The sequence below is a fragment of the Occallatibacter sp. FHG110214_02 genome, assembly GCF_059115385.1.
In genome coordinates this window covers 50,013-76,010 of sequence record NZ_JBZYWK010000007.1, presented here as the reverse complement: position 1 = coordinate 76,010, position 25,998 = coordinate 50,013, and the positions used below count along the sequence as shown (strand labels likewise).

20 protein-coding genes and 2 tRNA genes are annotated in these 25,998 nt (G+C 48.3%); all 22 read left to right on the top strand.

The window, feature by feature from the left end:
- The first annotated feature begins 365 nt into the window (after positions 1-365).
- Positions 366-1,238, top strand: coding sequence for a sigma 54-interacting transcriptional regulator (locus AC5S3R_RS08465; protein ID WP_494266582.1), 873 nt, complete (start codon positions 366-368; stop codon positions 1,236-1,238).
- Positions 1,239-1,520: 282 nt separating this feature from the next.
- Positions 1,521-2,162, top strand: coding sequence for a UpxY family transcription antiterminator (locus tag AC5S3R_RS08460; RefSeq protein ID WP_494266581.1), 642 nt, complete (start codon positions 1,521-1,523; stop codon positions 2,160-2,162).
- A 55-nt stretch (positions 2,163-2,217) separates the two neighbouring features.
- Positions 2,218-2,874, top strand: coding sequence for a polysaccharide biosynthesis/export family protein (locus AC5S3R_RS08455; RefSeq protein ID WP_494266580.1), 657 nt, complete (start codon positions 2,218-2,220; stop codon positions 2,872-2,874).
- A 120-nt stretch (positions 2,875-2,994) separates the two neighbouring features.
- On the top strand, positions 2,995-4,224 hold the full coding sequence (locus AC5S3R_RS08450) for a hypothetical protein (protein WP_494266579.1): 1,230 nt from the start codon (positions 2,995-2,997) through the stop codon (positions 4,222-4,224).
- A gap of 10 nt (positions 4,225-4,234) precedes the next feature.
- On the top strand, positions 4,235-5,833 hold the full coding sequence (locus AC5S3R_RS08445) for a GumC family protein (RefSeq protein ID WP_494266578.1): 1,599 nt from the start codon (positions 4,235-4,237) through the stop codon (positions 5,831-5,833).
- A gap of 9 nt (positions 5,834-5,842) precedes the next feature.
- A complete protein-coding gene (locus tag AC5S3R_RS08440) occupies positions 5,843-6,724 on the top strand; it encodes an ExeA family protein (protein ID WP_494266577.1) in 882 nt (293 codons plus the stop codon).
- 88 nt (positions 6,725-6,812) lie between these two features.
- Positions 6,813-7,790, top strand: coding sequence for a CpsD/CapB family tyrosine-protein kinase (locus AC5S3R_RS08435; RefSeq protein ID WP_494266576.1), 978 nt, complete (start codon positions 6,813-6,815; stop codon positions 7,788-7,790).
- Between the two features lie 202 nt (positions 7,791-7,992).
- Positions 7,993-9,141, top strand: a complete 1,149-nt coding sequence (locus tag AC5S3R_RS08430; RefSeq protein WP_494266713.1) for a sugar transferase — start codon at positions 7,993-7,995, stop codon at positions 9,139-9,141.
- A gap of 111 nt (positions 9,142-9,252) precedes the next feature.
- Positions 9,253-10,251: a Gfo/Idh/MocA family protein gene (locus tag AC5S3R_RS08425; protein WP_494266575.1), complete on the top strand. Its 999-nt coding sequence runs from the start codon at positions 9,253-9,255 to the stop codon at positions 10,249-10,251.
- On the top strand, positions 10,248-10,748 hold the full coding sequence (locus tag AC5S3R_RS08420; RefSeq protein ID WP_494266574.1) for an acyltransferase: 501 nt from the start codon (positions 10,248-10,250) through the stop codon (positions 10,746-10,748). The genes AC5S3R_RS08425 and AC5S3R_RS08420 overlap by 4 nt, the downstream gene beginning before the upstream one ends.
- On the top strand, positions 10,741-11,988 hold the full coding sequence (locus AC5S3R_RS08415) for a DegT/DnrJ/EryC1/StrS family aminotransferase (RefSeq protein WP_494266573.1): 1,248 nt from the start codon (positions 10,741-10,743) through the stop codon (positions 11,986-11,988). Before AC5S3R_RS08420 ends, AC5S3R_RS08415 begins: the two co-directional genes overlap by 8 nt.
- A 96-nt stretch (positions 11,989-12,084) precedes the next feature.
- Positions 12,085-13,362, top strand: coding sequence for a glycosyltransferase family 4 protein (locus AC5S3R_RS08410; protein WP_494266572.1), 1,278 nt, complete (start codon positions 12,085-12,087; stop codon positions 13,360-13,362).
- 113 nt (positions 13,363-13,475) lie between these two features.
- Positions 13,476-14,933 (top strand): O-antigen ligase family protein, encoded by a 1,458-nt coding sequence (locus AC5S3R_RS08405; protein ID WP_494266571.1) that lies wholly within the window; start codon positions 13,476-13,478, stop codon positions 14,931-14,933.
- Positions 14,934-15,952: 1,019 nt separating this feature from the next.
- Positions 15,953-16,027 (top strand) — tRNA-Thr (locus AC5S3R_RS08400).
- A 46-nt stretch (positions 16,028-16,073) separates the two neighbouring features.
- Positions 16,074-16,148, top strand: a tRNA-Thr gene (locus AC5S3R_RS08395).
- Positions 16,149-16,194: 46 nt separating this feature from the next.
- Entirely contained in the window at positions 16,195-18,078 is a 1,884-nt protein-coding gene (locus AC5S3R_RS08390) for an asparagine synthase-related protein (RefSeq protein ID WP_494266570.1), read from the top strand.
- A gap of 174 nt (positions 18,079-18,252) precedes the next feature.
- Positions 18,253-19,815: a hypothetical protein gene (locus AC5S3R_RS08385; RefSeq protein ID WP_494266569.1), complete on the top strand. Its 1,563-nt coding sequence runs from the start codon at positions 18,253-18,255 to the stop codon at positions 19,813-19,815.
- Between the two features lie 66 nt (positions 19,816-19,881).
- Positions 19,882-20,892: a glycosyltransferase family 2 protein gene (locus AC5S3R_RS08380; RefSeq protein WP_494266568.1), complete on the top strand. Its 1,011-nt coding sequence runs from the start codon at positions 19,882-19,884 to the stop codon at positions 20,890-20,892.
- A gap of 120 nt (positions 20,893-21,012) precedes the next feature.
- Complete coding sequence (locus tag AC5S3R_RS08375; protein WP_494266567.1) at positions 21,013-22,275, top strand: glycosyltransferase family 4 protein; 1,263 nt, start codon at positions 21,013-21,015, stop codon at positions 22,273-22,275.
- A gap of 82 nt (positions 22,276-22,357) precedes the next feature.
- Positions 22,358-23,884, top strand: a complete 1,527-nt coding sequence (locus AC5S3R_RS08370; RefSeq protein ID WP_494266566.1) for a lipopolysaccharide biosynthesis protein — start codon at positions 22,358-22,360, stop codon at positions 23,882-23,884.
- A gap of 54 nt (positions 23,885-23,938) precedes the next feature.
- Positions 23,939-25,033: a GHMP family kinase ATP-binding protein gene (locus AC5S3R_RS08365; protein WP_494266565.1), complete on the top strand. Its 1,095-nt coding sequence runs from the start codon at positions 23,939-23,941 to the stop codon at positions 25,031-25,033.
- Between the two features lie 31 nt (positions 25,034-25,064).
- On the top strand, positions 25,065-25,988 hold the full coding sequence (locus tag AC5S3R_RS08360) for a glycosyltransferase family 2 protein (RefSeq protein ID WP_494266564.1): 924 nt from the start codon (positions 25,065-25,067) through the stop codon (positions 25,986-25,988).
- Positions 25,989-25,998 lie beyond the last annotated feature (10 nt).

Here is a 25,998-nt window from a genome sequence, read left to right as displayed (position 1 = left end):
AGTGAGGCGCTGGAAGAGTTGCGTTCTGAAATTGGATGCACAAGGGCTTTATGTCTTGTTCTTCTGCGCGTGCATAGGGCAGTGAAATTGTGATTCTATGGCAGCCCTTTGCATAAAGTGTGCAAAGGGCTGCACACTTGGACGCAACAACGCAAGGAGGTGAGGGAATTATGGCCTTAGCCACCTTGCGGAATTATTGCATAAGATATTTAGAAACAGACGATTACAGGGGAAATTCAAACCGAGAGTAGAAAGATGTGCTCTTTGGCGACGGACGTGCTCAATAGAGGGCAAGAACAGTCATTTGCCAATGGGGTGCTATGCCAGCTGAGTTGCCAAAAGAATACAGGGTAGATCCCGCAGATTTGCCCAGTGCTGAGGTAATCTTCGGCAGCTCCTATGCCATGCAGGATGTTCGTGGCCGGCTAGAGTGCGTTCTGAATACGGATCTTCCAGTGCTGCTGGAGGGAGAGTGCGGGACAGGTAAAGACCTGATCGCGAAATATCTGCATAGCCAGTCAAGCCGGCGGGATATGCCGTTCGTCAAGCTGTCCTGTGCTGCTACGCCGGTCGAGTTTCTAGAAACCGCGTTGCTGGGATACGAGCAGGAGTCATTTCCGGGGGCCAATGATATCCGGCAGGGGCTGATCGATATTGCCAACGGTGGCACGCTCTTTTTGGATGAGATTGGCGAGACGAGCTGGGCACAGCAGAGCAAGCTTCTCCATCTGCTGCAGGCGGGGCGCTATCTCCATGTGGATGGATTTGAGGCGCCGCGCGCGGACGTAAGGATTATTTGTGCGACCAGTATGGACCTGGCGGAGGCTGTCGCAGGCGGCTCGTTTCGCAAAGATCTGTTCTATTGCATTGACGCTATCTCTCTTCGCCTGCCTGCGTTGCGCGAGAGGAAGCAGGATATTCCCGAGCTTTGGAAGTTCTTTACTCAGAAGCTGGCAAGAAGGCTTGGAAAGGGTGTGCCGGAGTTGACGCCATCCGTTCTGACTGTGTTGAACCAGTGGAGTTGGCCAGGGAATTTGCTGGAGCTTGAGAACTGTATTGCACGCGTAATTGTTTTAGGTGACGAATCTGCGATATGCGAAGAGCTCTCGCGTCACTTAAATCAACATAAGGTCAACGAAGAGTTTGCGTGGAGTGACCGGTCTTTGCCGTATGGAAGCAGGGCAGCGGCCCTATCGGAGCGGCGGAGGCACCACAGAAGGTTTCCGAGATTCAGGTAATTTTTCTCGGTTGAGTAAGAAGTGAATTTGGCAGTTGCACGATCATCGGCAGGGTAGCCAGAGGTTCAAAAGCAAGAACGAACCTGGAATTGCAAGTTACTGACGCACTGACGATGTTGAAAATATGTTCCCGAACGCTGGCGAATTCCATGCCTGCGGCTGTTGGAGTTATGTACTTAACGGCTGGGAACCATGAAAGAAAAAGGGGTCTGTGACTCACAGGGCGAAGCTATACCCTCTTGAGAATCAATCGAAAAATACACGGCATAGGGGGCAAGTCGGATGTCATCACTACCGAATACTGGAAGCGAAACGATCGAAGACGTGTGCTGGTGGGCGCTTTATACCCGTCATCAGCACGAGAAGACAGTGGCAGATATGCTGTCGACAAAAGGCTTCGAGGTCTTCCTGCCACTCTATGATTCCGTTCGTATCTGGAAGGACCGGAAGAAGACGCTCTCTCTGCCATTGTTTCCCTGCTACGTGTTTGTTCGCGGAGGTCTTGAGCGCAAATTGCAGATTGTGACGACCCCCGGCGTGAACATGATTCTTTATCACGGCGAGCATGTTGCGAAGATTCAGGAATCAGAAATCGAGTCGATTCGCCGCGTTGTTGATGGACCTTTTCACGTTGAGCCTCATCCTTTTTTGAAATGCGGAGAACGGGTTCGGGTTGTGCGTGGTGCGCTTGAGGGTATGGAGGGAATTTTGACCAGGAAGAAGAATCTCTTCCGTCTAGTTCTTTCTGTGAATATGGTTGCCCAGTCTGTTGCGGTTGAAGTGAATGCGAGTGATGTAGAGCCCGTGAGGGAGCTGTCCTCCAATAAGGATGTACCTGTGGAGGTTGCGCCTGCCTCGAAGGTCGTAAACATTGCCCAGGCCTTTTCTCGCAATCAACGGCAGAATTTTAGTTTCGTTAGTTGAGTCAGGAATTGAAGCGAGCCCACTTAAAAGGAGGGCTAGTTAGTTAAGGTCTGATATGAGTAATCTGGCAAATCATACATTACGGGCTGCGGGCTCTCTGGTTCTACTTTGCAGCACTCTGTCGGCGCAGGTGTCTGTGGCTGCTCAGGGTGGCAGCGAAAAGGCAATTTCAGCGGCGGTTGAAGTGCCCCGGTCCACGACTGCGCCTGATTCCAAGCCACACGACGATGCTTTTGTTATTGGCGCAGAAGATGTTCTCGCGGTGAATGTGTGGAAGGAGCCGGACCTTTCCCGTTCTATTCCTGTGCGGTCAGATGGGAAGATATCTCTTCCGCTTGTTGGAGAAGTGGTTGCAGCGGGACGAACTCCATTGCAATTAGAGGATGATATTTCGACAAGGCTTAAGAGCTACATCACAGAACCGCAAGTTACGGTGATGGTACAGCAGATTAATAGCCAGAAATTTAATGTTCTTGGGCAGGTTGAAAGACCAGGATCCTATCCGCTTATCGCAAACACAACGATTGTAGATGCGATTGCCGTTGCTGGAGGCTTTCGCGACTTTGCGAAGAAGAAGGGGATTTATGTTCTGCGAAAAGACGCGAGCGGAGGGGAATCCCGGATTGCTTTCAACTATCAGGATTACCTCAAGGGAAAAAGTGTAAGTAAGAATGTCGCACTTAAAGCTCACGACACGATCATTGTGCCTTGAGAGGTGGTTATGTTTAAGTGTGTGTACGCTAGTTTTGTGTTCTTTTGGTCTGTTGCTTCCTGGGCCCAATCGGGATCAGGTGCAACGGGAGCTACTCCGGCTTCGAATGAGCAGGAGCAGATGGAGGTTCCTCCTCCCGTAAGCAGTAAGGCATATCCAAAAGTGACTGCCGGTGAGACGCGGTCGAATTATGTCAGCGGCTGGCTGGAGCTTCAGACCTCATATATCGACAATCTGTATCCAGGTACGGGCGCAGAGCCAATTGGCGAAATGAACTATTCTATCCAGCCGACGATTATTGTCGATCAGACAACATCCAGACAGCATAGGATGCTGAGGTATAGTCCCGGCTTTATGATGTATCGCCCCACCTCTTCTTTTGATACGACAGAACAGAATGCGATCTTGGCGTATCAATATCGTCTAACGAAGCACGCCAATATCAGTGCGAATTACTCCCTGCATAAAACTTCTACGCCTTTTCTTGATGAAAGCATTTCTGGTTCGTTGCCGACTGTGAGCCAAGGAGTTATTGCTCCATTCGCAAGTCTTCTCACCAACGATGTCAGTGCGGAGTTTTCTCTGCAATACAGACCAAGTGAAATGGTCGGCGCTTCCGGAACATTTACAACGATGCGCTACCCGAATCCGAGCCAGGCAGAGGGTTTGTTCAATTCCGATCAACGCGGCGGCTCCGTTTTCTATAACCGACGTATCTCTGCTGCGCAGTATTCCGGTGTGACGTATCAATATTCGTGGGTGCATGCTTTTCCAGGTGCTGGGCAAAGCAGTATATCGTCAATCGAAAGCGATACCCAGACACACGCCGCTTATGCGTTTTACACAATTTATCCGAAACATAACTTTTCGATCTCTGCAACTGGTGGAGTTCAATACTACGAAATAGCTGAGACATCTTCCCCGAAGATAAATGGATTCGCGCCGATGTTCATGGCAAGTGTGGGCGCGCAATTACTTCGTACGAGCTTTGCGCTGAGCTATTCCCGAGAGGTCTCTGGCGGTGGAGGATTAGCAGGCGCTTTTCTCTCCACCAGCATATCTGCGTCAGTGCGCAGGCAAGTTTCACGTGCATGGACTGCGGGTGTGAACGCCAGCTACGCAAACAACAATACAATAACGCCCCTATTATTCACGAACACGCTTGGTGGGCACAGCATTGTAGGAAATGCAGTGCTTGAGCATGCATTTAATAGTCAGGTTAGCTTGAGCTTTGCCTATAACCGCCTGCACCAAAGTTACGCTGGAATCGCTGCAATTAACAACAATCCCGACAGCAATCGTGGAACAGTTTCGCTGAAGTGGCAATTTACGCGTCCACTGGGAAGGTAGCAAGGGGACAATGTCCGAACAAATCATTGAAAACGAAAAAGCACAGCCATTTGATTTTGGCCGCTACCTGGACATCGTTCGACGCCGGCATATTCACTTCCTGGTTCCGCTGTTTCTGGCCTGGATTATTGTGTGGGGAGCGAGTTGGATTCTTCCTTCGCGCTATAAGTCCAGCACTTTAATACTGGTACAGCAGCCGACCATGCCGAGTAACTATGTTGCGCCCAACGTAAACGATGATCTGCAGGCGAGATTGCAGAGCATCACGCAACAAATTCTCAGCAGAACGCGGCTTCTTCTGATTATCAATAAACTTCATCTTTATAGCGACGGCCACAAAGCGTATACGCCAGACGAAAAGGTCGAGTTGATGCGCAAGGATATCGATATTGATTTAGTCCACGATGATAAGAGTGGGGCTATCAATGCGTTTCGAGTCTCATACTCGGCTAAAGATCCGCATATTGCGCAACAAGTAACGACTGAGCTGACAGACCTCTTTATTGCTGAAAATTCGAAAGTGCGTCAGCAGCAATCTGAAGAGACAACGGAATTTATTAAGAGCCAACTTGAAACGGCCCGTACGAGTCTGACTGATCAGGAAGCAAAGGTGAAGGCATTCCAGTCCGTCCACGAAGGGGAATTGCCATCCCAGCAGGCCGCCAATCTTCAGATTCTTACAGGATTGCAGTCGCAACTACAGAGCCAGCAGGATTCACTCAATACTGCAAAACAGCATCGTGTGTATTTGGAGTCTCTGATTACGCAGTATCGGTCTACATCAGGTACATCCCATACAGCCACGGGAGCGCCGACAGGGTTGACGGGTGTCGATCAGCAACTCGATGCCTTAAAGTCGAAACTTGCAAACCTCAGCGCGCGCTACACCGATCAGTATCCAGAAGTACGAGAGCTTAAGGACGAGATTGCCAAGACCGAAAAGACCAGGGAGCAATTGCTTGCGAGCCTGAAAAATAAAGCGCATAAAGACGTGGACGATGTACACGCAACGATTGATCCCGTGCAAGATGCGCCTCTTCTGCAACTGCAGAGCCAACTGCAAGCAGATCAGTTGGAGATCAGTAATCGCGAACGTGCGATTGCAGCCCTTCAAGGCAGGATCGGTGAATATCAGGCGCGCTTAAATGCGGAGCCAAATATAGAACAGCAGCTAGCGGATCTTACGCGTGGTTACGATCAATCACAAGCGAACTACAACGAACTGCTGAAAAAGAAAAATGACTCGGAAATGGCGACCAGCATGGAACAAATGCAGGCTGGGGAGCGGTTTACGATGATTGATCCACCGAGTTTGCCGCAAAAACCTGATTCTCCAAATCGCATGAAGATGTGCGGTATGGGCTTAGGTATTGGGGTGGCACTTGGTCTCCTGGTTGTTATCGCGTTTGAATTTCCTGACGACCGCATGCATAGCGATGCGCAGATTCAAGAGTTATTATCCGGCGCAATCATCTCCGAAGTTCCTGAAATTGTTGTTCCTGCTGAAGTGCAAAAAGAAAAAATGCGAATTGCATTGGGATGGGCAACGGCTGTAGTTGTTTTCTGCATCATCCTAGCCGGTTCTGCAGTCAGCTATCTGCGTGAGTAGACATTTGAGATGTATAAAACATTTTTCAAACTCGATCGCAATCCGTTCGAACTGGTTTCTGACCCGGGCTACTTTGTTGCGACCAAACATCATGACGAGGCGCTTGCAGCGCTCTACTATGGTGTGCGAATGCACAAGGGACTGGTTGTGGTGACGGGTGAGGTCGGAACAGGCAAGACATTGTTGCTTAGATGCCTACTGCAACTTCTAAAAGAGAGCAAAGATGTTGCCTATGCATATCTGTTTAATAGCACACTTTCTCCGACGGAGTTTTTGCAATATACGCTGTTCGATTTAGGTCTTCCTGCTTCAGGTAAGAACAAAAGTGAACTGCTATTCGATCTAAATAAGTATTTGGTGGCGCGCGGCACAAAGCGCTTAACTACTATGCTGATCGTAGATGAAGCGCATCATCTATCCGCAGAAACTCTTGAAGAGATCAGGTTGTTATCAAACCTGGAAACGCCTAACGGAAAGTTATTACAGATCATGTTGGTTGGGCAGCCTGAACTCGATGAGAAACTTGATTCTGCCGGGCTCAGGCAACTGAAGCAGAGAATTGTGTTTCGCACGCAACTTCTTCCTCTGAGCATGGAGGAGACACAAAAGTATATTGAGAAGCGCCTGCAGATTGCCGGCGGATGTCCTGTTTCAGCAGCGATTTTTCCGCGAAATGTCATCGCAGAAGTTCATCGTTATTCCCAAGGGTTGCCCCGTTTAATCAATTCCATTTGCGAGAATGCGCTGATTAACTCATACGCGAGAGGGTTGGAGCATCCAACAGAGGAAATCATAAAGGAAGTGGCTGCAGATCTTCGGCTTGATCTTCCTCGCCCGTCTGAAGATGCCGAGGCAAAACGAGTAAGTCAATTGGTGGCGCGACCAGCTTAAATTGTTTGCCGTGCTTATAAGCTAGATTGCAGGAAATGCAGTGATATAGGCAGGAAAAGTACCTGTAACTCTCCCCCCAGGAATTGATATGAGTCAGATATTCGATGCGTTGCTGAGATCTGAGACGCAACATGCAGATAATCATCCACTGGCGCAGACGGCGGCTACTGAACTCTTACGGCACGTCGAACATATGGCTACGCCTAAATGGAAAACGGACGGCATTTCGGCGTTCAGCGGTGCCGTAAATAGCACTGCTGAGAGTGTGCTTACCGAAAAGGCTTCAGAGCTGGAAGCAACAGTTTCTTTCAATGATGATCCGGTGTACGAGGCTCCGTCTACTCCTGAGCAGCTGAATGTGTTAAATCAATTGCAGTCGCTGCCCATAACGCCTTCTTCTGCTAGTCGTCTTGTGTCACTGACTGATAGTGAAAGCGCACAAGCGGAGGCGTTCCGGCTTTTGAGTGTGCGGCTCAGAGACCTGCGCAAGACACGTTCATTGAAGAAGGTTCTGATTACCAGTTCGACCCCAAGGGAAGGGAAGAGTACAGTAGCGGGCAATCTCGCATGTGCTCTCGCTCACAACAGTGACGAGAGAGTGTTGCTGATTGAGGGGGACTTGCGCAGGCCTACACTTGTGAAAATGTTTGAACTGGGGCACGTTCCTGGTATCAGCGAGTGGTTGCAGAAGGACAATGACCAGCCCTCTAATATGTACCATCTCAAAAAAGCGAATTTGTGGATATTGCCTGCAGGGAGATCGCCTTCGACTCCACTTGAGTTGCTGCAGTCAAGCAAGTTGCTCCCACTGATGGACCAACTAGTCACCTTGTTTGATTGGATTATTGTAGATGCTCCACCAATTTTGCCATTGGCAGACACAAGCGTATGGGCCAGGATGGTAGATGGCATCTTGCTTGTTACGCGGCGTGGGGTCACCGAAAAGAAGCAACTAACGGCGGCGCTGCAGTCGTTTGAACCAGGCAAGCTCATAGGAGCATTGCTGAATTGCTCTAAGAACACTGTTTATAAGAGCTACTACTATGGATCCTCGAGTACAGCGTAGCTGTTACGGTTTATTCGCAAGTCCGCCTAAATATAGATAACTGTCGAGCTATCGATATCACAATCTATCTAGCTAAATCGCCTTTACGTATCCGAAAGCAAAATGGGCCTCCGCGGCTGACCTCATTGGTGCTGCTATTATCGCGGAATTTGCCGTGAATCCATGGGGATGGCAATCAATAAGAGAGGAGCAAGTGTTTACCATGCGCAGTGAGACTAATGCGTCAACTCTAGCAAACCCGGCGTTGGAGTCCGTTGTTATACACGGCCAGAAAGCCCTTGATGCTGATGCGTTCAAACAGATGATGGCGATTGAGCGTAAGCGAACCGAACGAACCATGGTTCCGTTTTTGTTGATGCTGCTAGAACTGGAAGATCAAGACAAGGTGTACCGGCCTGCCAGCGCGCTTGACTCAATCGTATCGGCTCTGACGACATCCGTTAGAGATACCGATGTAATTGGGTGGTACAAGGAAAAAGCAGTTGTTGGAGTGATATTTACCGGCCTGCTTCAAAACGATAAACACTCTGTGGCAGAGATGATCGTTGGTCGAGTAAGCGCGACCTTGCGAGACGAGCTCACACCAGAGCAATTTGAAGCGGTGACTATTTCGTGCCACTTCTTTCCTGATGACTGGGATAATGACAAGCCAGGTCGCTTAAGCAACCCCAATTTGTATCCAGATTTGATGAGCAACAACAAGGGGCGGGGGCCGCTGCTGCTAGTTAAGCGAGCGATCGATGTTATAGGAAGCGCACTATTGCTGCTTATATTTTCTCCGGCATTTCTGGTGATAGCGCTGGCCGTAAAAATGTCATCGAAAGGGCCTGTGTTTTTTCGGCAAAAGCGCGTTGGACAATATGGACGATGCTTTACTTTCCTCAAATTCCGATCGATGTATGTGAACAATGATGCCAGTGTTCACAAGGAATTTGTGAAGCGTTTGATTGAGTCTGGAGCTGGGGCAGAGTCGCGAAGCGGCGAAGGCGAGCGAGTGTACAAGCTCACAAACGATAAAAGAGTTACTCCACTCGGAAAGTTTTTGCGCAGGTCAAGCTTGGATGAGCTACCGCAGTTTTTGAACGTTCTATGGGGCGACATGTCACTTGTGGGGCCGAGGCCGCCAATTCCTTACGAGCTTGCAGCTTACCAAACATGGCATCGCCGCCGATTACTGGATGTTAAGCCGGGAATTACAGGACTCTGGCAAGTAATGGGACGAAGCAGCGTAAAGTTCGATGAGATGGTCCGCCTGGATCTTCGCTATGCGACTTCATGGAATCTATGGCTTGATCTGAGGATTCTCCTGCTTACTCCTCTTGCTGTAATAAAAGGCGCTGGCGCGTTTTAGGCCTGCAGTACTTTAGGTGACACGCTTCAAAACTAAATTGATAAGCATGGCTAATCGCACCCTCTCCGGCTTCAGTTCGGTGCTGAAGGCAATTCTGAAAGCGAAAATATTATGAACTTTGGTGTAATAGGTTACGGGTATTGGGGGCCCAATATCGTACGAAACCTGGTGAGTTTGGAAGGTTCACAGGTATGCGCAATTGCAGAGATAAGTCCCGCAGCGCGCGCACGTGCGCAAAAGGCCTATCCGGGCATCAAGGTGACGGCAGATACATCAGAAGTGATTACATCTCCTGAAATTGATGCGATCGCAATTGTTTCTCCAGTTTGGACTCACTATGAGTTAGCGAAGGCCGCTCTTTTGAACGGTAAACATGTATTCGTGGAGAAGCCATTTACGAGCACTGCTGCACAGGGTGAGGAACTAGTAAATCTTGCTCTGCAGAAGAATTTAACGATTATGGTGGACCACACCTTCCTGTTCACTGGGGCTGTAAAGAGAATTTCCAGATTGATTGATGAAGGTGCTCTGGGCAATCTCTATTACTACGATTCCACACGAGTCAATTTGGGACTTTTTCAGCACGACATCAATGTTCTGTGGGACCTTGCACCTCACGATTTATCGATCATGGATTATCTCATCAAGGCGAGCCCGGAGGCTGTTGTCGCAACAGGCGAGGGGCACCTGAATGGGCACGAAGATGTAGCCTATATGACCCTCTATTTTCCAGACAAAGTAATTGCTCATATCAATGTCAATTGGCTGTCTCCGGTGAAAGTTCGGACGACACTCATCGGCGGTGAAAAACGGATGCTTGTCTGGAATGATCTGGATGCCGACGAGAAGGTGAAGCTCTACGACAAAGGCGTACAGATTACAAGCCGCGAGGGGGTTTACGACCTTCTTGTGAGTTATCGGTCAGGCGATATGTGGGCTCCGCAATTGGAGCAAGTAGAGGCGCTTCGAGAGGAATTGTCTTATTTTGTCGATTGTGTTTCCGGCGGACGAAATCCTCATAATGACGGCAACGCTGGATTGCGCGTCGTCAAGATATTAGAGGCTGCTACTAATTCATTGAATAAACGAGGAGAGTTGGTCTACCTGTGAACTCTTGGAATTGTGTCGCAGAAGATGTAAAGCTCGGAGTAAATGTACGGCTATCGAAATTTATCAATCTATATGGATGCGAGATTGGTGACGATTCCAAGATAGGCGCGTTTGTCGAAATCCAGAAAAATGCAACCGTTGGGAAACGGTGCAAAATTTCCAGTCACACCTTTGTTTGCGAAGGTGTCACGATTGAAGACAACGTGTTTATTGGGCATGGCGTAATGTTTATCAACGATAGCTATCCGCGAGCGACGACTGGGGGAGAGCGCTTGCAGACGGAGGCTGACTGGAAGGTGGAATGTACTGTCGTAAAGAATGGTGCATCCATCGGATCGGGAGCAACAATACTGTCGAATATCAGCGTTGGGGAAAGAGCGATTGTAGGCGCAGGAAGCGTGGTCACCAAAGACGTGCCGCCAGATGCAATTGTTGTGGGCAATCCCGCGAAAGTCTTGCGTTATATCCAAAAAAACGTGGAGGAGTACGATGCATAGTTCTGAAGGTGTTCCATTTCTGGATCTCATTACTCCTCATGTAGAACTGGAGGAAGAGCTGACAGGAGTTTTTCGACGCGCCCTTTATACTGCAGGTTTTATTGGCGGATCTGTCGTTGAGGAGTTTGAACAATCGTTTGCTGCCTTCTGCAAGACGACGCATTCGATTGCAGTCAGCAGCGGGACGGATGCTCTGCGTTTTGCGTTGATAGCATGTGGAGTGCAGAAAGGGGATGTGGTCATTACTGTTCCCCACACATTTATTGCTACGACCGAGGCGATTTCTCAAGCTGGTGCTTTGCCTGAATTTGTAGATATAGATGAACAGACCTACAACATGTCAGTTGAGAAGCTGCGGCATTATCTTGAAGAGCAGTGTTCACGAGATGATGGTGGATACATTGTTAGCCGCAGAAGCAATCGGCGAGTAACAGCAATTGTGCCTGTACATCTTTACGGCCAGATGGCAGATATGGACCCGATTCTTGACCTGGCGGAAGAATATGGGCTTATTGTGGTGGAAGATGCATGCCAGGCGCACGGTGCAGAATACTTCTCGGCGAAAAGGAATCAGTGGATGACGGCTGGTTCGATGGGGAAGGCCGCGGCGTTCAGTTTCTATCCGGGGAAGAACCTTGGAGCCTGTGGAGAAGCAGGAGCGGTCACAACGAATGATGTTAATGTGGCCAATAAAATTAAAATGCTTCGAGACCATGGCCAGGCGAGGAAATATCACCACGACGTAGAGGGATACAACGGAAGGCTTGATTCGATTCAGGCCGGCCTTTTGCATGCCAAGCTCGCACATCTTTCACGATGGAACAATCTGCGTCGTGACTGCTCGGAAGAATATAACCGTCTTCTGGTAGATGGGGATGCAGTGAAATGTCCATATGAACCCTCATGGTCGAGGGCGGTATATCACTTATATGTAATTCGTGTTGATGACCGCGATGGCCTGATGGAATATCTGAAATCTGTGGGGATAGGAACTGGAATTCACTATCCGGTTCCGCTGCATCTGCAAAAAGCATATTCGGAGTTGAACTATCAGTCGGAAGATTTTCCTGTCGCAACGCAAATCTCCTCTCAGATTCTTTCCTTGCCGATGTTTCCGCAGCTAACTTCGGAACAGCAGTCTCGTGTAGTTAGAGAGGTACTTGCTTTCGTTTCCGCGCAGCCAGGAAAAGATGTGAGGGATGACATTACTCCGACTTTAGAAGTTGGCCAAATCGCGTAAGGATTGATTTCGAGCCGCCACAAAGGTAATTACTGTCTTCCAATTCAATAATGCAAGTCAGTTCTACCCCTGAAGTTAAGGGCGACCAAGGATAATATGCAACTCATATCTGTTGAGGAAATGCCGCTGCAACGCATCTCAGAGGGAGATACAGGTAAGAACCTCCATCTGAAGAATAAGCGTGTCGGAATGGTGGTTTTCTCTCCTTATCCAGCCGACCCTCGGCCACGCAGGGCTGCAAGCGCGCTTCTGCAAGAAGGAATGCACGTGGACCTGATTTGCGAGGGGAATGGCAAATCTCCCTCGCAGGAGGTCCTAGGGGAACTCGAGGTTATACGGATTCCTATCCGTCGCCGTCGTGGTGGCTTTCTGGACTATGCCTATCAGTACGCTCTTTTTATTTCGGTGGCGACGGCCATTCTTGCGCGGCGTTGTTTTCAAAAAAAGTATGACCTGGTGTACGTGCATAACATGCCAGACATTCTGGTTATGTGTGGATTAATACCTAAACTGTTCGGCGCAAAGATGATTCTTGACCAGCATGATCCAATGGCTGAGCTCATGATGACGATTTTTGGTATGAACCGGGACAGTTTTGGCGTTCGTCTTATGCTTTGGCTGGAAAAGTGGAGCATTGCGCGTGTGAACCTGGTGATCACGGTAAGTTCTACTTTCAAACGCATATTTAGCGGGCGCAGTTGTTCAGACGAGAAAATCGGGGTTGTGATGAATTCTCCGGATGAGAGACTCTTTCCATTTCGTGAAGCGGGGTCTTATCCAGTTCGTCAGCCTGAACAACCGTTTGTCATCATGTATCACGGTTTGCTGGAGAATCGTAATGGTTTGCATCTGGCTGTAGAGGCCTTTGCGAAATTGCGAACGACAATTGCCAATGCTGAGCTGCGAATATATGGGTATAGCACATCGTATCTTGAGCAAGTTATGAGTAAAGTGCACGAGCTAGGCTTGAGCGATAGTGTGCATTATCTCGGACCGAAGAGATTGGAAGAACTGGCGCAGGAGATTGAAAGCTGTGATGTGGGGATTATTCCAAATCCGCGGAACGAATTCACACAAATTAACACGCCTACTCGCATTTTTGAGTACTTAGCTCTTGGCAAGCCCGTTGTTGCTCCACGTACAACAGGGATTGAAGATTATTTTGCTTCAGACTCTCTCTTCTTTTTTGAACCTGGGAGTGTGCAGGACCTGGCTGCAATGCTGGAGCACATTGCGCTGAATAACAAGGATGCGATTGCAACTGCAAAGCGAGGACAGCAAGTGTATCTCGCGCACAGATGGACAAACGAGCGGCAATCTCTTGTGGGACTAGTTGTTGATTTGCTCAGCCCCGATAGAAAGGTCGCAGTTTAAGAGGCAGGGCTTCGTAGTTTGTGGTACCGCTTCCGCGCGAAGAATACCGGGACTCCATTAGTTATTGAATTCCCACATTTGCTGCTCGGAATGGGCTAAGCGAATGTTTGTAAGTGATTCAAATAGTCAGACAAATGCCACCATCAATTGCTTTAATATTATGGGCCTTCTGTGTTGGGGTGTTTCTGTATCTGGACCCTGCACGAGAGAAGAATCTCTCGCCGGCAAATTGGATTCCAGTAATCTGGCTGTTTATCCTTTCGTCGCGGCTTCCTTCACAATGGCTCGGCGGCCAAGAGTTGATGTCCGCACAGGCTATGGAGGACGGTAATCCTCTTGATAGAGTCATCTTTCTAATACTGATTGCACTGTCTATCGGCGTATTAACTGCAAGGTCGTTTAAGTGGGGAAGCTTTTTCAGGCAGAATATTGCGCTGACAGTTTTTGTCGGATTCGAGTTGATAAGTGCGATATGGTCGGACTTTCCGTTCATTGTATTTAAACGTTGGGTTCGTGACTGGTGCAGTTATCTGATTGCGCTGGTTGTTTTATCTGACCCGCGTCCGTTAGCAGCAATTAGAACTGTGCTGCGTAGGTTCAGCATTCTTGCGATTCCACTCTCTATTTTGCTTGATAAGTATTTCCCAGAACTCGGTAAGCAATATGATTATTGGTCTGGAGTTGGATATTACGTTGGCATAACGACAAGCAAGAACATGCTGGGACTCTTGTGCATGATTAGCGGTATCTATTTTTTCTGGGATTCTGCTTCACGCTGGCATGAACGGAAGGGGCGGCGTACGAAACAGATTTTATACATCAATGCCATATTCTTTGGGCTCACAGTGTGGCTTCTGAAAACTGCATCGAGTACAACTTCAACTGTCTGTCTTGTGCTCGGATGTTTGATGATCGTTTTCGCGCATATCCCACTGATGCAGCGTAATCGCGCACTGTTTAAGGCAATTGCGCCGGCACTCTTTGGCATGTACCTGGTTCTGAATCTTGTATTTGGAATGAATGGTCAGATGGCGCAAGCTGTTGGAAAAGACCCCACGCTTACTGATCGTACAAAAATTTGGACAGTGCTTCTCAGCATGCATACCAATCCACTGATTGGTGTCGGATATCAAAGCTTCTGGTTGGGCTCAAGATTGGAATCGTTTTGGAATAGTTCCGGCCTTGGGCACTTGAATGAAGCTCACAACGGCTATCTTGAGGTCTATCTCGAAATGGGCGTGGTGGGTGTTTTACTGGCATGCATATTTCTGTTTGCAGGTTATCGAGTGGTGTGCCAACGACTGAAGTCATCGCCTCATCAAGCAGTTCTTGCATTGGCAATATGGACATCAATGGTTTTCTATAACATGTCCGAAGCCGCACTCGAAGGCGGATTGCTGTACATCATATTTCTGATGGGGGCACTTGTACTCCCGGAATCCTCGAGCAAGCGGGTTCGCAATACTCTTTCCATGGTGTGGAGAACTACTGAAGAGCGTATGAGCGAACCGGTTCCACAGCCAGGCAGCATGCAGAGTGTGAATACATTACAGGTGAGCAAACAAGCCTGAGTAGCGCTGATTAACAGAATCAAGAACGCATTCAAACAACAGAGCATCCAATTCCAAGCGATTGAGTTGTACAAGGAAGAGAATGGCCGTGGAAAGTATCGAAATAAGTATTAAAGGAAAGTGGGTAACTGTTCCTGCACTCAACGTGGATGGAGCATATATTGCCCAGAGGGGTAGATGGCTTAAAACAGCTTACGTGAATGCAGAAGAGTGGATGACGGCGCCTATCAAAGACCCTTTATCCTGTATGCGCGCTTTGAAGGAGAAAGGTGCTGCACGACTTCGCTCTGACATCTTCACTTTTTCTCAGATGCTTCCTGATATCGAACCCCACTACCAATACCCGTTGGAATATGAAAGTGTTGCAGCTATTCCCATATCTACATTTGATGCGTGGTGGGAGGCGCTTCCGCAAGTGACGCGCAAAAATGTGCGTAGAGCTCAGAAGCGTGGCGTGGTAGTAAGAGTGCAAAGCCTGGACGATCAGCTATTAGACGATATCGTCACCTTGAATAACGATTCTTCGGTGAGGCAGGGAAAGGCTTATACACATTTTGGCAAGACTCGAGAGGAAGTTTTTCGGGACCAGGAAGACTTCCTGGAGCGCAGCGATTACATATGCGCATATCATGAAGCTGAATTGGTTGGCTTCGTTAAGCTGGTCTATCGAGGCGAAATCGCTTCTATCCTGACCTTTCTTCCCAAGGCAAGCCAGAGCGATATGAGGCCAGCAAATGCACTCATGGCAAAAGTCATGGAGATTTGCGTTGAGAAGAAGATGAAGTATTTATCGTATGGTTTGTATAACTACTACAACAAGCGCGATACCTCGCTTCGCGAGTTTAAGATTAGAAATGGATTCGTAGAAGTTTTAGTTCCACGCTATTATGTGCCCCTGACGTTGAAGGGCATGATATCTATCAAGCTGAAGATTCATCAAGGGCTAATGGGAATGCTGCCTCACAGCGTGATTACATTTCTCGTGGCCAGACGTGCTTGGTTGAATCGCATCAGGATGGGCCGGTGTAGCTCAATGACAGAGCAGTCGAATAGTAATCGACAGATGGGGCGTTTGAGTCCTCCCGCCGGCTCCAATTTTTAGTGGCTTACATACTATAGACAATCTTCTTTTTAAGATGGGCCGGTGTAGCTTAATGACAGAGCAGTCGAATCGTAATCGACAGATGGGGCGTTTAAGTCCCCCCGCCGGCTCCAGTTTTCCCGCCGTTTCGTAAATACATTTCCAATAGCAGGCGCAATTATGCCAGGAATCGTCGGGTGCATTACCCGCCAATCGCCCAAGGTTGCATTCACGAAGATTCGTCGGATGACGAATGCTCTTCTTCATGAGCAGTTCTATGTTGCAGGGACCTGGGCAGAGCAGACGCAGGGCATTTATTTAGGATGGGTTGCCCACAAAAGCTCGCCCTGCTCGGCCATGCCGCTATGGAATGAGCGGCGGGATAAAGTCGTGGTGTTTTCCGGGGAAGATTTTCCTGACCCTTCGACGCTCTCGCATCTACGGCAGCAGGGGCATGAGTTTGATTCCGATGGGATGTCGTATTTAACTCATTTGTGGGAAGAAGCCTCGTCTTTTCCTGCTGGCCTTAATGGACGATTTCACGGGATGGCCGTTGATTTGTCGCGCGGCGAAGCGACGCTTTTCAATGACCGTTATGGGATGCATCGGCTTTACTATCATGAATCGGAAGATGCAGTTTACTTTGCCGCGGAGGCTAAGGCCATTCTGGCGGTTTGCCCTGAACTGAGGCGCGTAGATTATCAGGGCCTTGGCGAGTATGTTTCCTGCGGCGCAGTTTTAGAGAATCGTTCTGTATTTCAAGGAATTCAGCTTCTTCCTCCCGGAGCGGCGTGGAAGTTCCGTAATGGCGCACTTACTGACAAGGCCAGCTATTTCAATCCGAAAGAGTGGGAAGAGCAAGAGACGCTGGAGCCAGAGGCCTACTACGAGAAACTGTGGTCGGTTTTCAATAATAATTTTCCGCGCTATTTTGCAGGCACCGAATGCATTGGTATGTCTCTGACAGGAGGCTTGGACACCCGCATGGTTCTTGCGAGTTGGGATGCGGCGCCAGGGACACTGCCTTGCTACACCTTCGGTAGCATGTACCACGAGAATGAAGATGTGCGCGTGGCACACCGCGTTGCTGAAGTTTATGGACAGCCATTTCATGTTTTGACAGCAGGAAATGAGTTTTTATCCAGGTTTGCTGACTACGCTGAGAGGACGATATATATCGGAGACGGGTCGGTCGATGTGAGTCGTTCACCTGACCTTTATCTAAATGAGAGAGCGCGGGAAATTTCCTCTGTTCGTATGACAGGGCTTTATGGCGGTGAGCTACTTCGAGGCTTCCGCGCGTTTAAGCCGGGAGTGCGCGATGGGGAAGTGTTCTCTTCAGATTTTTCTGCACAGATTCAGCGGACATCTGAAACCTATGCCAGCGTGGTCAATTGCCATCCCATTTCATTTGCCGCTTTTCGCCAAGGACCATGGTATTTATACGGGTCATTAGGACTGGAACAGACACAGCTCTGTATGCGGACACCGTTTCTTGACAATGAATTTGTCCGCACAATATTCCGAGCACCAACTGCGACATTTGAGGGAAATGATATTTGCCTTAGACTGATTGCGGATGGTAATCGGAGGCTTGCGGAGATCCCAACTGACCGTGCGGTGGGAGGTAATCTGGGGCGAATCCAGAGAACAGTTGCTCACGGTCTACTTGAGTTTCTTTTCAAAGCAGAGTATGCATACGACATAGGAATGCCGCAATGGCTGGCGCGTTTGGATTATCTTTTTAAACCGCTACACCTTGAACATCTATTTATGGGGCGGCATAAGACTTTCCATTTTCGCACGTGGTATCGCAATGCTCTGGCAGGATATGTTCGGGATATGTTGCTCGATGAGCGTACCCTATCAAGGCCTTATGTGGAGCGCAAGAACTTGGAATCAGCAGTTGAGGGACATCTGAAAGGGAATCGGAATTACACAACAGAGATACATAAGATGTTGACGCTGGAACTGATTCATCGGCTATTTGTGGACAATTCCGGCAGTGATACGAAAGATGAATCTTTATACGCATTCGATGAAGAAGTTGTGCGTGGGGCCTAAATTGGGAATTCTACTTAAGCTGTACTGCCCCTGCTGATTTTGCATAGATATTTGCAATTAGAAAGAGGAAGAAATCCTTTTAACTGTTACTATAGTTTCCAGTTGGTTACTTTTGCGTGATAGGGCCATTTTTACAAGGGAGATTCATACATCTAGAAAGGACGGTCTTATCCTGTGCTTGTTCGGCGTTTGTTAACAAAAGCTATATTCCTTGTTTTGCTTGTCATTGCTTTTTCGTCAGCAGAGGCACAAACGACTATCAATGCAGCGTCTTGTAGTGAATCTGATGTATCGAGCGCATTAAATAAAATAGCCGCTAACGGAACGACTGTTGCAATTCCCGCAGGTAATTGTACGTGGACCTCGCCCCTTAATTTTTCGACTCAATATACGTTTACGCTTCAGGGGCAGAGCAGTGTTGCTTCAACCAACAGCCAGGGAAATCCAGCTACATTTACAGACGCGACTGAGATTATTGATGGCCAGTCGGGCACAGGTGGAAATAATCCGATCCTTAGCGTGACAATGACGGGCAGTTCTACTCAGGTTGCGAGGGTTTCAGGACTGAGTTTTAAAGGGGGGAATGTCGTCTACAACGGCGAGGTTAGTCTGCGAGGCGCGCAGGGACAAGGCCGGGTCGACCACTGCCACTTCATCAATATCAATGACCTTACTCTTAGTATGTATCAGCCTATGAGCGGGGTGGTTGACCACAGTCTCTTTGATGCTCCTGTTGGCTCGGTCTATAACGGAGTTCGTATCTATAACATTAGTGACGCAGGCTATGGGGATACACCGTGGACGGTTGGACCCGGTTTCGGTGGCAGTTCCTTCATCTTTCTGGAAAACAATACCTTCAACAACGGTTTCATGAATGACTGCGAATTGGGCGGCACCTTCGTCATTCGCTATAACACCCTGAATGCAGAAGGGGCGAATGCCAATGTTGGTTTTCAAAGCCATGCGACGGGTTCACAGGCACGAGCGCGTGGATGCAGGGCGTTTGAGTTTTATAAGAACGTAGTTCAAGGCGTAAATGGCGGCTCCATTACAGATGGAGCGGGCTTTCTTACCTCTGGTACCGGGTTGTACTGGGGGAATACTGTAAGCAATTCGCAACACGACTTACAGTTCACCGATGACCGTGATAACACGACAACTTATTCGCAAAGTGCTCCTCCGAATGGATGGGGGTATTGCGGAACGAAGTTCAATGGGACGGGATCTAGTTGGGACGGAAATACGAATGCAGCAACGGGATATCCTTGCCTGGACCAGGTTGGACGCGGGCAAGGGGATATGCTGAGCGGCTATTGGCCTAAGGTTCAAAACAATACATCCCCAAATGTTTATACGGGAGTTTGGCCGCATCAAGTTCTTCAACCTGTTTACATTTGGATGGAGACATACAGCGGGGCAGGCTCGCTGGTAACTATATCTAGTCCGAATGGAAACATTGTGGCGAATCAAGACTATTATGCTCCCGCTACCGGCTTTAATGGCACCAGCGGAACTGGGTACGGCGCATATGCGAGCATTCCATCGACCTGTACTGCGGGTCCCGGCGGCAATACTTCTGGAGTTGCATATTGGGCCACAGACCAGAACAAGTTATACGTATGCAACCCTACAAACACTTGGAGTGTCTACTACACTCCGTATGCTTATCCACATCCCCTGGTAAACTCGACGCCTTCGGCTCCGACGTCTCTTCAAGGAAAAGCGGTCGCTCAGTAGCGTCCAGGTAGGACTGACGTAGCCAGTACGGGCAAATTTTAGAGTTCTATAAGATTTGGACATTTTGTGAAAACATTTGTTTCCATACTGATTCCTGCATACAACGCAGAACGATGGATTCGTGAAGCCATTGAATCTGCGGTTCGTCAAACGTGGCCATATAAAGAGGTCATCGTGATTGATGACGGTTCGACGGACCGAACTGCAGAAATTGCAAATAGTTTTGGCACGCAGATCACCTTGGTTCAGACAAAGAATCAAGGACAGTCAGCAGCAGTGAACTATGGCTATCGCATCAGCCGGGGAGACTATATTCAAGAGCTGGATGCAGATGACGTTCTGGCTACTGACAAAATTGAACGACAGCTAACTTCACTAAAGTCAGGAGACAGTAAGCGGGTATTGCTCTCTTCTCCGTGGGCACGATTCTACTTCCGTACCAAGTCGGCTCAATTTATTAGCAGTCCGCTCTGCGAAAGTCTCTCTCCCGCTGAATGGTTGTTTCGTAAGCTGAACAACAACCTGCATATGCAGAATGCAACCTACCTGGTAAGCAGGGAATTGGCCGAGGCTGCGGGGCCCTGGAACGAAAAACTTCACTTCGACCAAGATGGGGAGTATTTTGCCAGGGTATTGTGTGCTTCGGAAGGTACCAGATTTGTTCCTGAAACTGGTGTCTACTATAGGGCGGCGGGCGGTAACTGCATCAGCTTCATTGGAAGTTCTGACCGCAAGAAGGAATCGCTATTAACTTCAATGAAGCTACATATCCAATATCTTCGCTCGCTTGAAGAGAGCGAGAGGGTTCGCAAAGCCTGTGTGACGTATCTGCAGAATTGGTATGACGCCTTTTTCCCGAGCCGGCCAGATCTTGCTGCGCAAGCGGATAGTCTGGCTCACGAATTCGGTGGTCAACTGAACGAGCCGCGGCTTCGCTGGAAGTACGCGTGGATAAAACCAATCTTCGGTTTACAGGCCGCAGAGTGGGTGCAAATGACACTTCCTCAGTACAGAGCGACATACGAAAGATACTGGGATGGAGTCATGTACCAGATGGAGAAGCGGCACGTTTCTTAGCGTTCTTTTGAGATTGAGACTTTTCTCCTGGAGATTAAGTCATTGCCTGACGTATCAACAATTCTCGGCATTCCCTCTTTTATACCCGCATAAAAAATGAGACCAGCACAAGGAACAGCTATGGACGCGCTTGAGTCGTCTGCAATGATGTCGATTTCCCTCCTTACAGGTGGAAGCGACCGTCCTTATGTATTTGGACTTACAGACGCGCTGCTAGCTGACGGAGTGTCATTGGAGATGATTGGGAGCGATGAGCTGATTTTCCCCGAGTTTGGAGATTCTCCGTCACTGAATTTTCTGAACCTGCGGGGAAGCACCAAATCCAATGCGAGCATCTTGAGTAAAACGCTGCGCATTTCCAAGTATTACATCCGTCTCGTAGCTTACGCAGCGAAAGCAAGACCAAAGATATTCCATATACTCTGGAACAATAAGTTCGAGATATTCGACCGCACGCTGCTTATGCTGTACTACAGGATTTTGGGGAAGAAGATTGTTTTTACTGTGCATAATGTAAATGAGGGAAAGCGTGATAACAAAGATAGTGTTCTTAATAGGCTCACGCTAGGTCTTCAATACAAACTATCTCATCATTTATTTGTGCATACCCAGAAGATGAAGTCGGAGTTGATTGAACAGTTTGATGTCCCTGATAAGTTAGTTACAGTTATTCCATTTGGCATTAACAATGCTGTACCGCATTCCTCGTTGACACCAGTTGAAGCCAGGAAAAGACTAGACATACAGCATGGCGAAAAAGTGCTTCTTTTTTTTGGAAGAATCACTCCATATAAAGGGCTCGACTATCTGATTTTGGCCTTTCGGAAAATTCAAGCTAATGATGGCCATTATCGACTACTAATTGCAGGGCGACCGGATGGCTGTGAAGAATATTGGAACGCGATTCAAACGGAGATTAAGAATGACTCGCTCTTAAGCAAGGTGATTGTGAGAGCCGATTTCATTCCTGATTCCGAAGTGGAAATATACTTCAAAGCCGCCGATGCCATTGTTTTGCCGTATCGCGACATTTATCAAAGCGGAGTTTTGTTTCTTGGTCAGAGTTTTGGATTGCCTGTGCTTGCTGCTGATATCGGCTCATTCAAAGATGACATTATCGAAGGGGCAAACGGATTTCTCTTTCGTGCAAGTGACTCTGAAGATTTGACAAGGGCAATCGAGCAATACTTTTCAAGCCCACTCTATAAGAACCTAAGCAATTTACGTACAGAAATCCAGACTATGGCGCAAGCTAAGCACTCATGGAAAGAAGTGAGCAGAATTCTGCTGCACACATATTCTGGATTGTTAAAAGCGAATGCAGTCCCCAAGGTATTTAAGCAGGGGCAGCGTACCGTCCCGACAGATGTGAGTGAAGGTTAGCTGCGGGAATGCACAGCGTTTGTTAAACGAACAATGAGTATCGATTCACTTATGTCTTCGCGTTTGTCTTAATGAGTTACTGATGTCGGCTTCGCACATAATGCTAGATCCATTAAGCACGGATCATTTACATGCAGATTTAAAACAGCGGTCTATTCGTGGTGGATTATGGACGCTTGCCTCCCAGGGGGTGCAATTCATCATGCAGTCCATCTCTACTGTGGTTCTTGCACATTTACTTGTGCCTGCGGACTTTGGGTTAGTGGCCATGATTACAGTTATCACAGGTCTTGGCCAGGCCTTTGCAGAACTTGGACTTTCTGAGGCGACAGTTCAACATCCTGATATAAATCACAAACAGGTCAGCACGCTTTTTTGGATTAACTTAGGCATTGGCTGTTTACTGACTGTCATTACAGTAGCACTGGCCCCTGTGCTGGCCTGGTTCTATCGAGATCCGAGATTAGAAAACATTACGTTCATCAGTTCCATCACATTTCTTATAGGCGGCTTGCGCGTACAACACAATGCGCTCCTACAGCGACAGATGCGCTTTCGTTTAATGGCCATCCGAGATGTGATTTCGTATATGGTGGCTGTGCCGATTGCTATTTTTTCTGCATGGAAAGGGGCGGGATATTGGGCAATCGTTATCATGCCTTTAATATTGAACGGAATACAGATGGTGCTTTCATGGGGAATGGCTCGCTGGGTTCCCGGGCTTCCGGATAGAAAGGCAAAGATTCGCTCACTGGTAGCTTTTGGCGGAAATGTTGCTGCTTCGTATCTTGTGTTGAACACCACTCACAGTGTAGATAGCGTATTGATTGGATGGTATTGGGGAGCAGGTCCGCTGGGACTGTATTCGAGAGCACTTAATTTACTTCTTCTGCCAGTTCGGCAGATTACTGGGCCCGCGCGGAACGTTGCTGTTCCGGCATTTAGCAGATCCCAGGATGATCCGGAGCGGTTGGCTCAGTTTTATCTGGGAACAGCTAACTTGATTATGTGGATTGCGGCTCCAGTATTCGGCTTTTTATTTGTTGCTGCTGCGCCTATCATTGTGCTCACCCTTGGAGGGAAATGGTATGAGGCAGCACCCATTTTCAAGATTCTCTCCATCTCCGCAATTGGTCAACTTATATATGAGTCATTGGTCTGGCTCTTAATTAGCCGTGGAGAATCTAAGCGTCTACTAAAACTCGCCGGAGCTGTTTGTCCCATCATGATTGCGAGTTACGCACTCGCTCTTCCCTTCGGCGTCAAAGAGGTAGCCTTTGCAGGAGCCTCTGTGACGCTCCTCATCTTCCCCTGGGTATTGAGCTATAGCTTCCGTGGAACCTCGATAACTTTACAGCGGCTAGGATGGAAACTTCTGTATCCGGTGATAACTTGTTTGGCAGGCATAGCTGCCGGCGAACTAGCTTTGTCTCGCATCGCTAGTTCATCAGCCGTCATTCAGTTGCTACTTATAGCACTGACCTTTACAGGCGGATGTTTGAGTATGCTTCTTCTCCGTCCAGTGAGAGAAGAGACTAGAGCACTACTCATGCTTCTTAGTCATAGAGCAATGCCAGTGCAAGCCTCGCTCATAGAAAATCTGGACTGATGCCAGAATCCAGACCCGTGCACAGACCCTTCTTTCAGACTAAAGGATAAGAAAATGATTATCACAAGTACCCCTTTGAGAATATCGTTCTTTGGCGGCGGCACTGACTACCCTGTCTGGTATCAACAATATGGGGGCTCTGTACTGTCAACGACTATCAATAAGTCGTGCTACATAACGTGTCGATATCTGCCTCCCTTTTTTGAACATCACAGTAGGGTGTCCTATTCGAAGGTTGAAAATGTTGCGAAAAATGGAGACATTGCACATCCCTCGGTACGTGCATGCCTTCAATTTCTCAATATCGACGAGGGCGTAGAGGTACATCACGTAGCTGACCTTCCGGCTCGTACTGGTTTAGGCACGAGCTCAGCTTTTACAGTTGGGCTATTGCACGCGCTCTATGCGCTTAAAAATCAGATGCGCGATAAGCGTACCTTGGCTGCTGAAGCAATTCACGTAGAACAGAACTTGCTCTTAGAGGCGGTGGGCGCGCAAGACCAAGTAAGTGCGGCCTATGGCGGATTTAATCGGATAAACTTTTCGACTAACGGCTCTATTGAAGTTAAGCCTGTATTGGCTTCTTCAGAGCGACTCGCTGACTTGGAACAACATCTGGTTCTTTTCTTTACAGGATTTTCCAGAACAGCCTCAGAAATTGCTCAAGAGCAGCTCAAGGTAACGCCACACAAGAAGCAGGAACTAAATATGATGCTTGAGCTTGTAAGTGAGGGAGAAGCGATTCTGACAAATCGGAATCGGTCATTGAATGAGTTTGGCAAGCTGCTGCATGAAGGCTGGCAGATTAAACGCTCTCTTACCAGCAAAATTTCTAACAACGCCATAGATGAGATTTATCAGGCTGGATTGAGTGCGGGAGCCCTGGGTGGGAAGCTTCTGGGTGCAGGAGGAGGAGGTTTCATGCTGTTTTATGTGAAGCCTGAACAGAAAGAAGCACTCAAGGCGAATCTCAAGAATCTGCTATGTGTTCCGTTTTCCTTCTCTACACGAGGCAGCCATGTCGCAGTGTATGAGCCCGAAGAAGAATATGAGAAGTCGCTTGCCAATCACCGGGACTCAATTTATGCCCACAACTTCTCTACAACGCTCAACGATAATTCTGGGAAGCTTGCGCTGGCGCGGAGCTAACGTTGAGTGGGAAGCTCCTTGAGGTGAAACGATGACTAACTGCCCCTACGTTCTTATTACTCCCGCTCGCAATGAGGAAGCCTTTATTGAGAAGACTCTTGAGTCTGTCATTCAGCAGACAGTTCGTCCAGAGCGGTGGGTGATTGTTAATGATGGCTCGACCGATAATACATCGGCAAAGGTCCGTCCATATCTTGAAAATAATCCATGGATTACGCTAGTAGACCTTCCTGTTCGCCTGGAGCGAAATTTCGCAGCCAAGGTATATGCGTTCCAGATGGGGCAGGAAAAAGTGAAGGACATAGATTATGCAGTTATAGGTAATCTGGACGGGGACGTTTCACTGGATGCTGATCATTTTGAATTCCTGATGAATAAGTTCATTCAGAATCCTGACCTTGGTGTTGCCGGAACAGCATTCCAGGAACATGGATACAGCTCTAACTCTGACAGCTTTGAGGGACAAATACATGTTTCCGGGCAATGCCAGATGTTTCGCAAAGAATGCTTTGAGCAGATTGGCGGCTACAAGCCAAACAAAGCGGGTGGAATCGACTGGATGGCTGTTACACATGCGCGAATGATTGGATGGAAAACACGTTCTTATCGGGAAAAATCTTTCTTTCACCATAGAAGGCTCGGAACTGCAGAGCGTAGTCGTCTTGCTTCGAGTTTTTCATATGGAGAGAAAGATTATTACCTTGGAGGGCATCCAATTTGGGAACTATTCCGCGTAGCTTATCGCATGACGAAGCCGCCGTATATTGTCGACGGGATTGCCTTAGGTTTGGGGTTTCTTTGGGCTATATTGACTCGCCAACAACGCTCTGTCTCAAAAGAACTGATGCAATTCCATCGTAAAGAGCAGATGCAGAAACTTAAATCTATTCTCATCTCCGTATTCACATTGAAGCGTATCAACAATCTTCAGCCGCGGCCGAGTTCCGAGAGCTAACAGGAGGGAA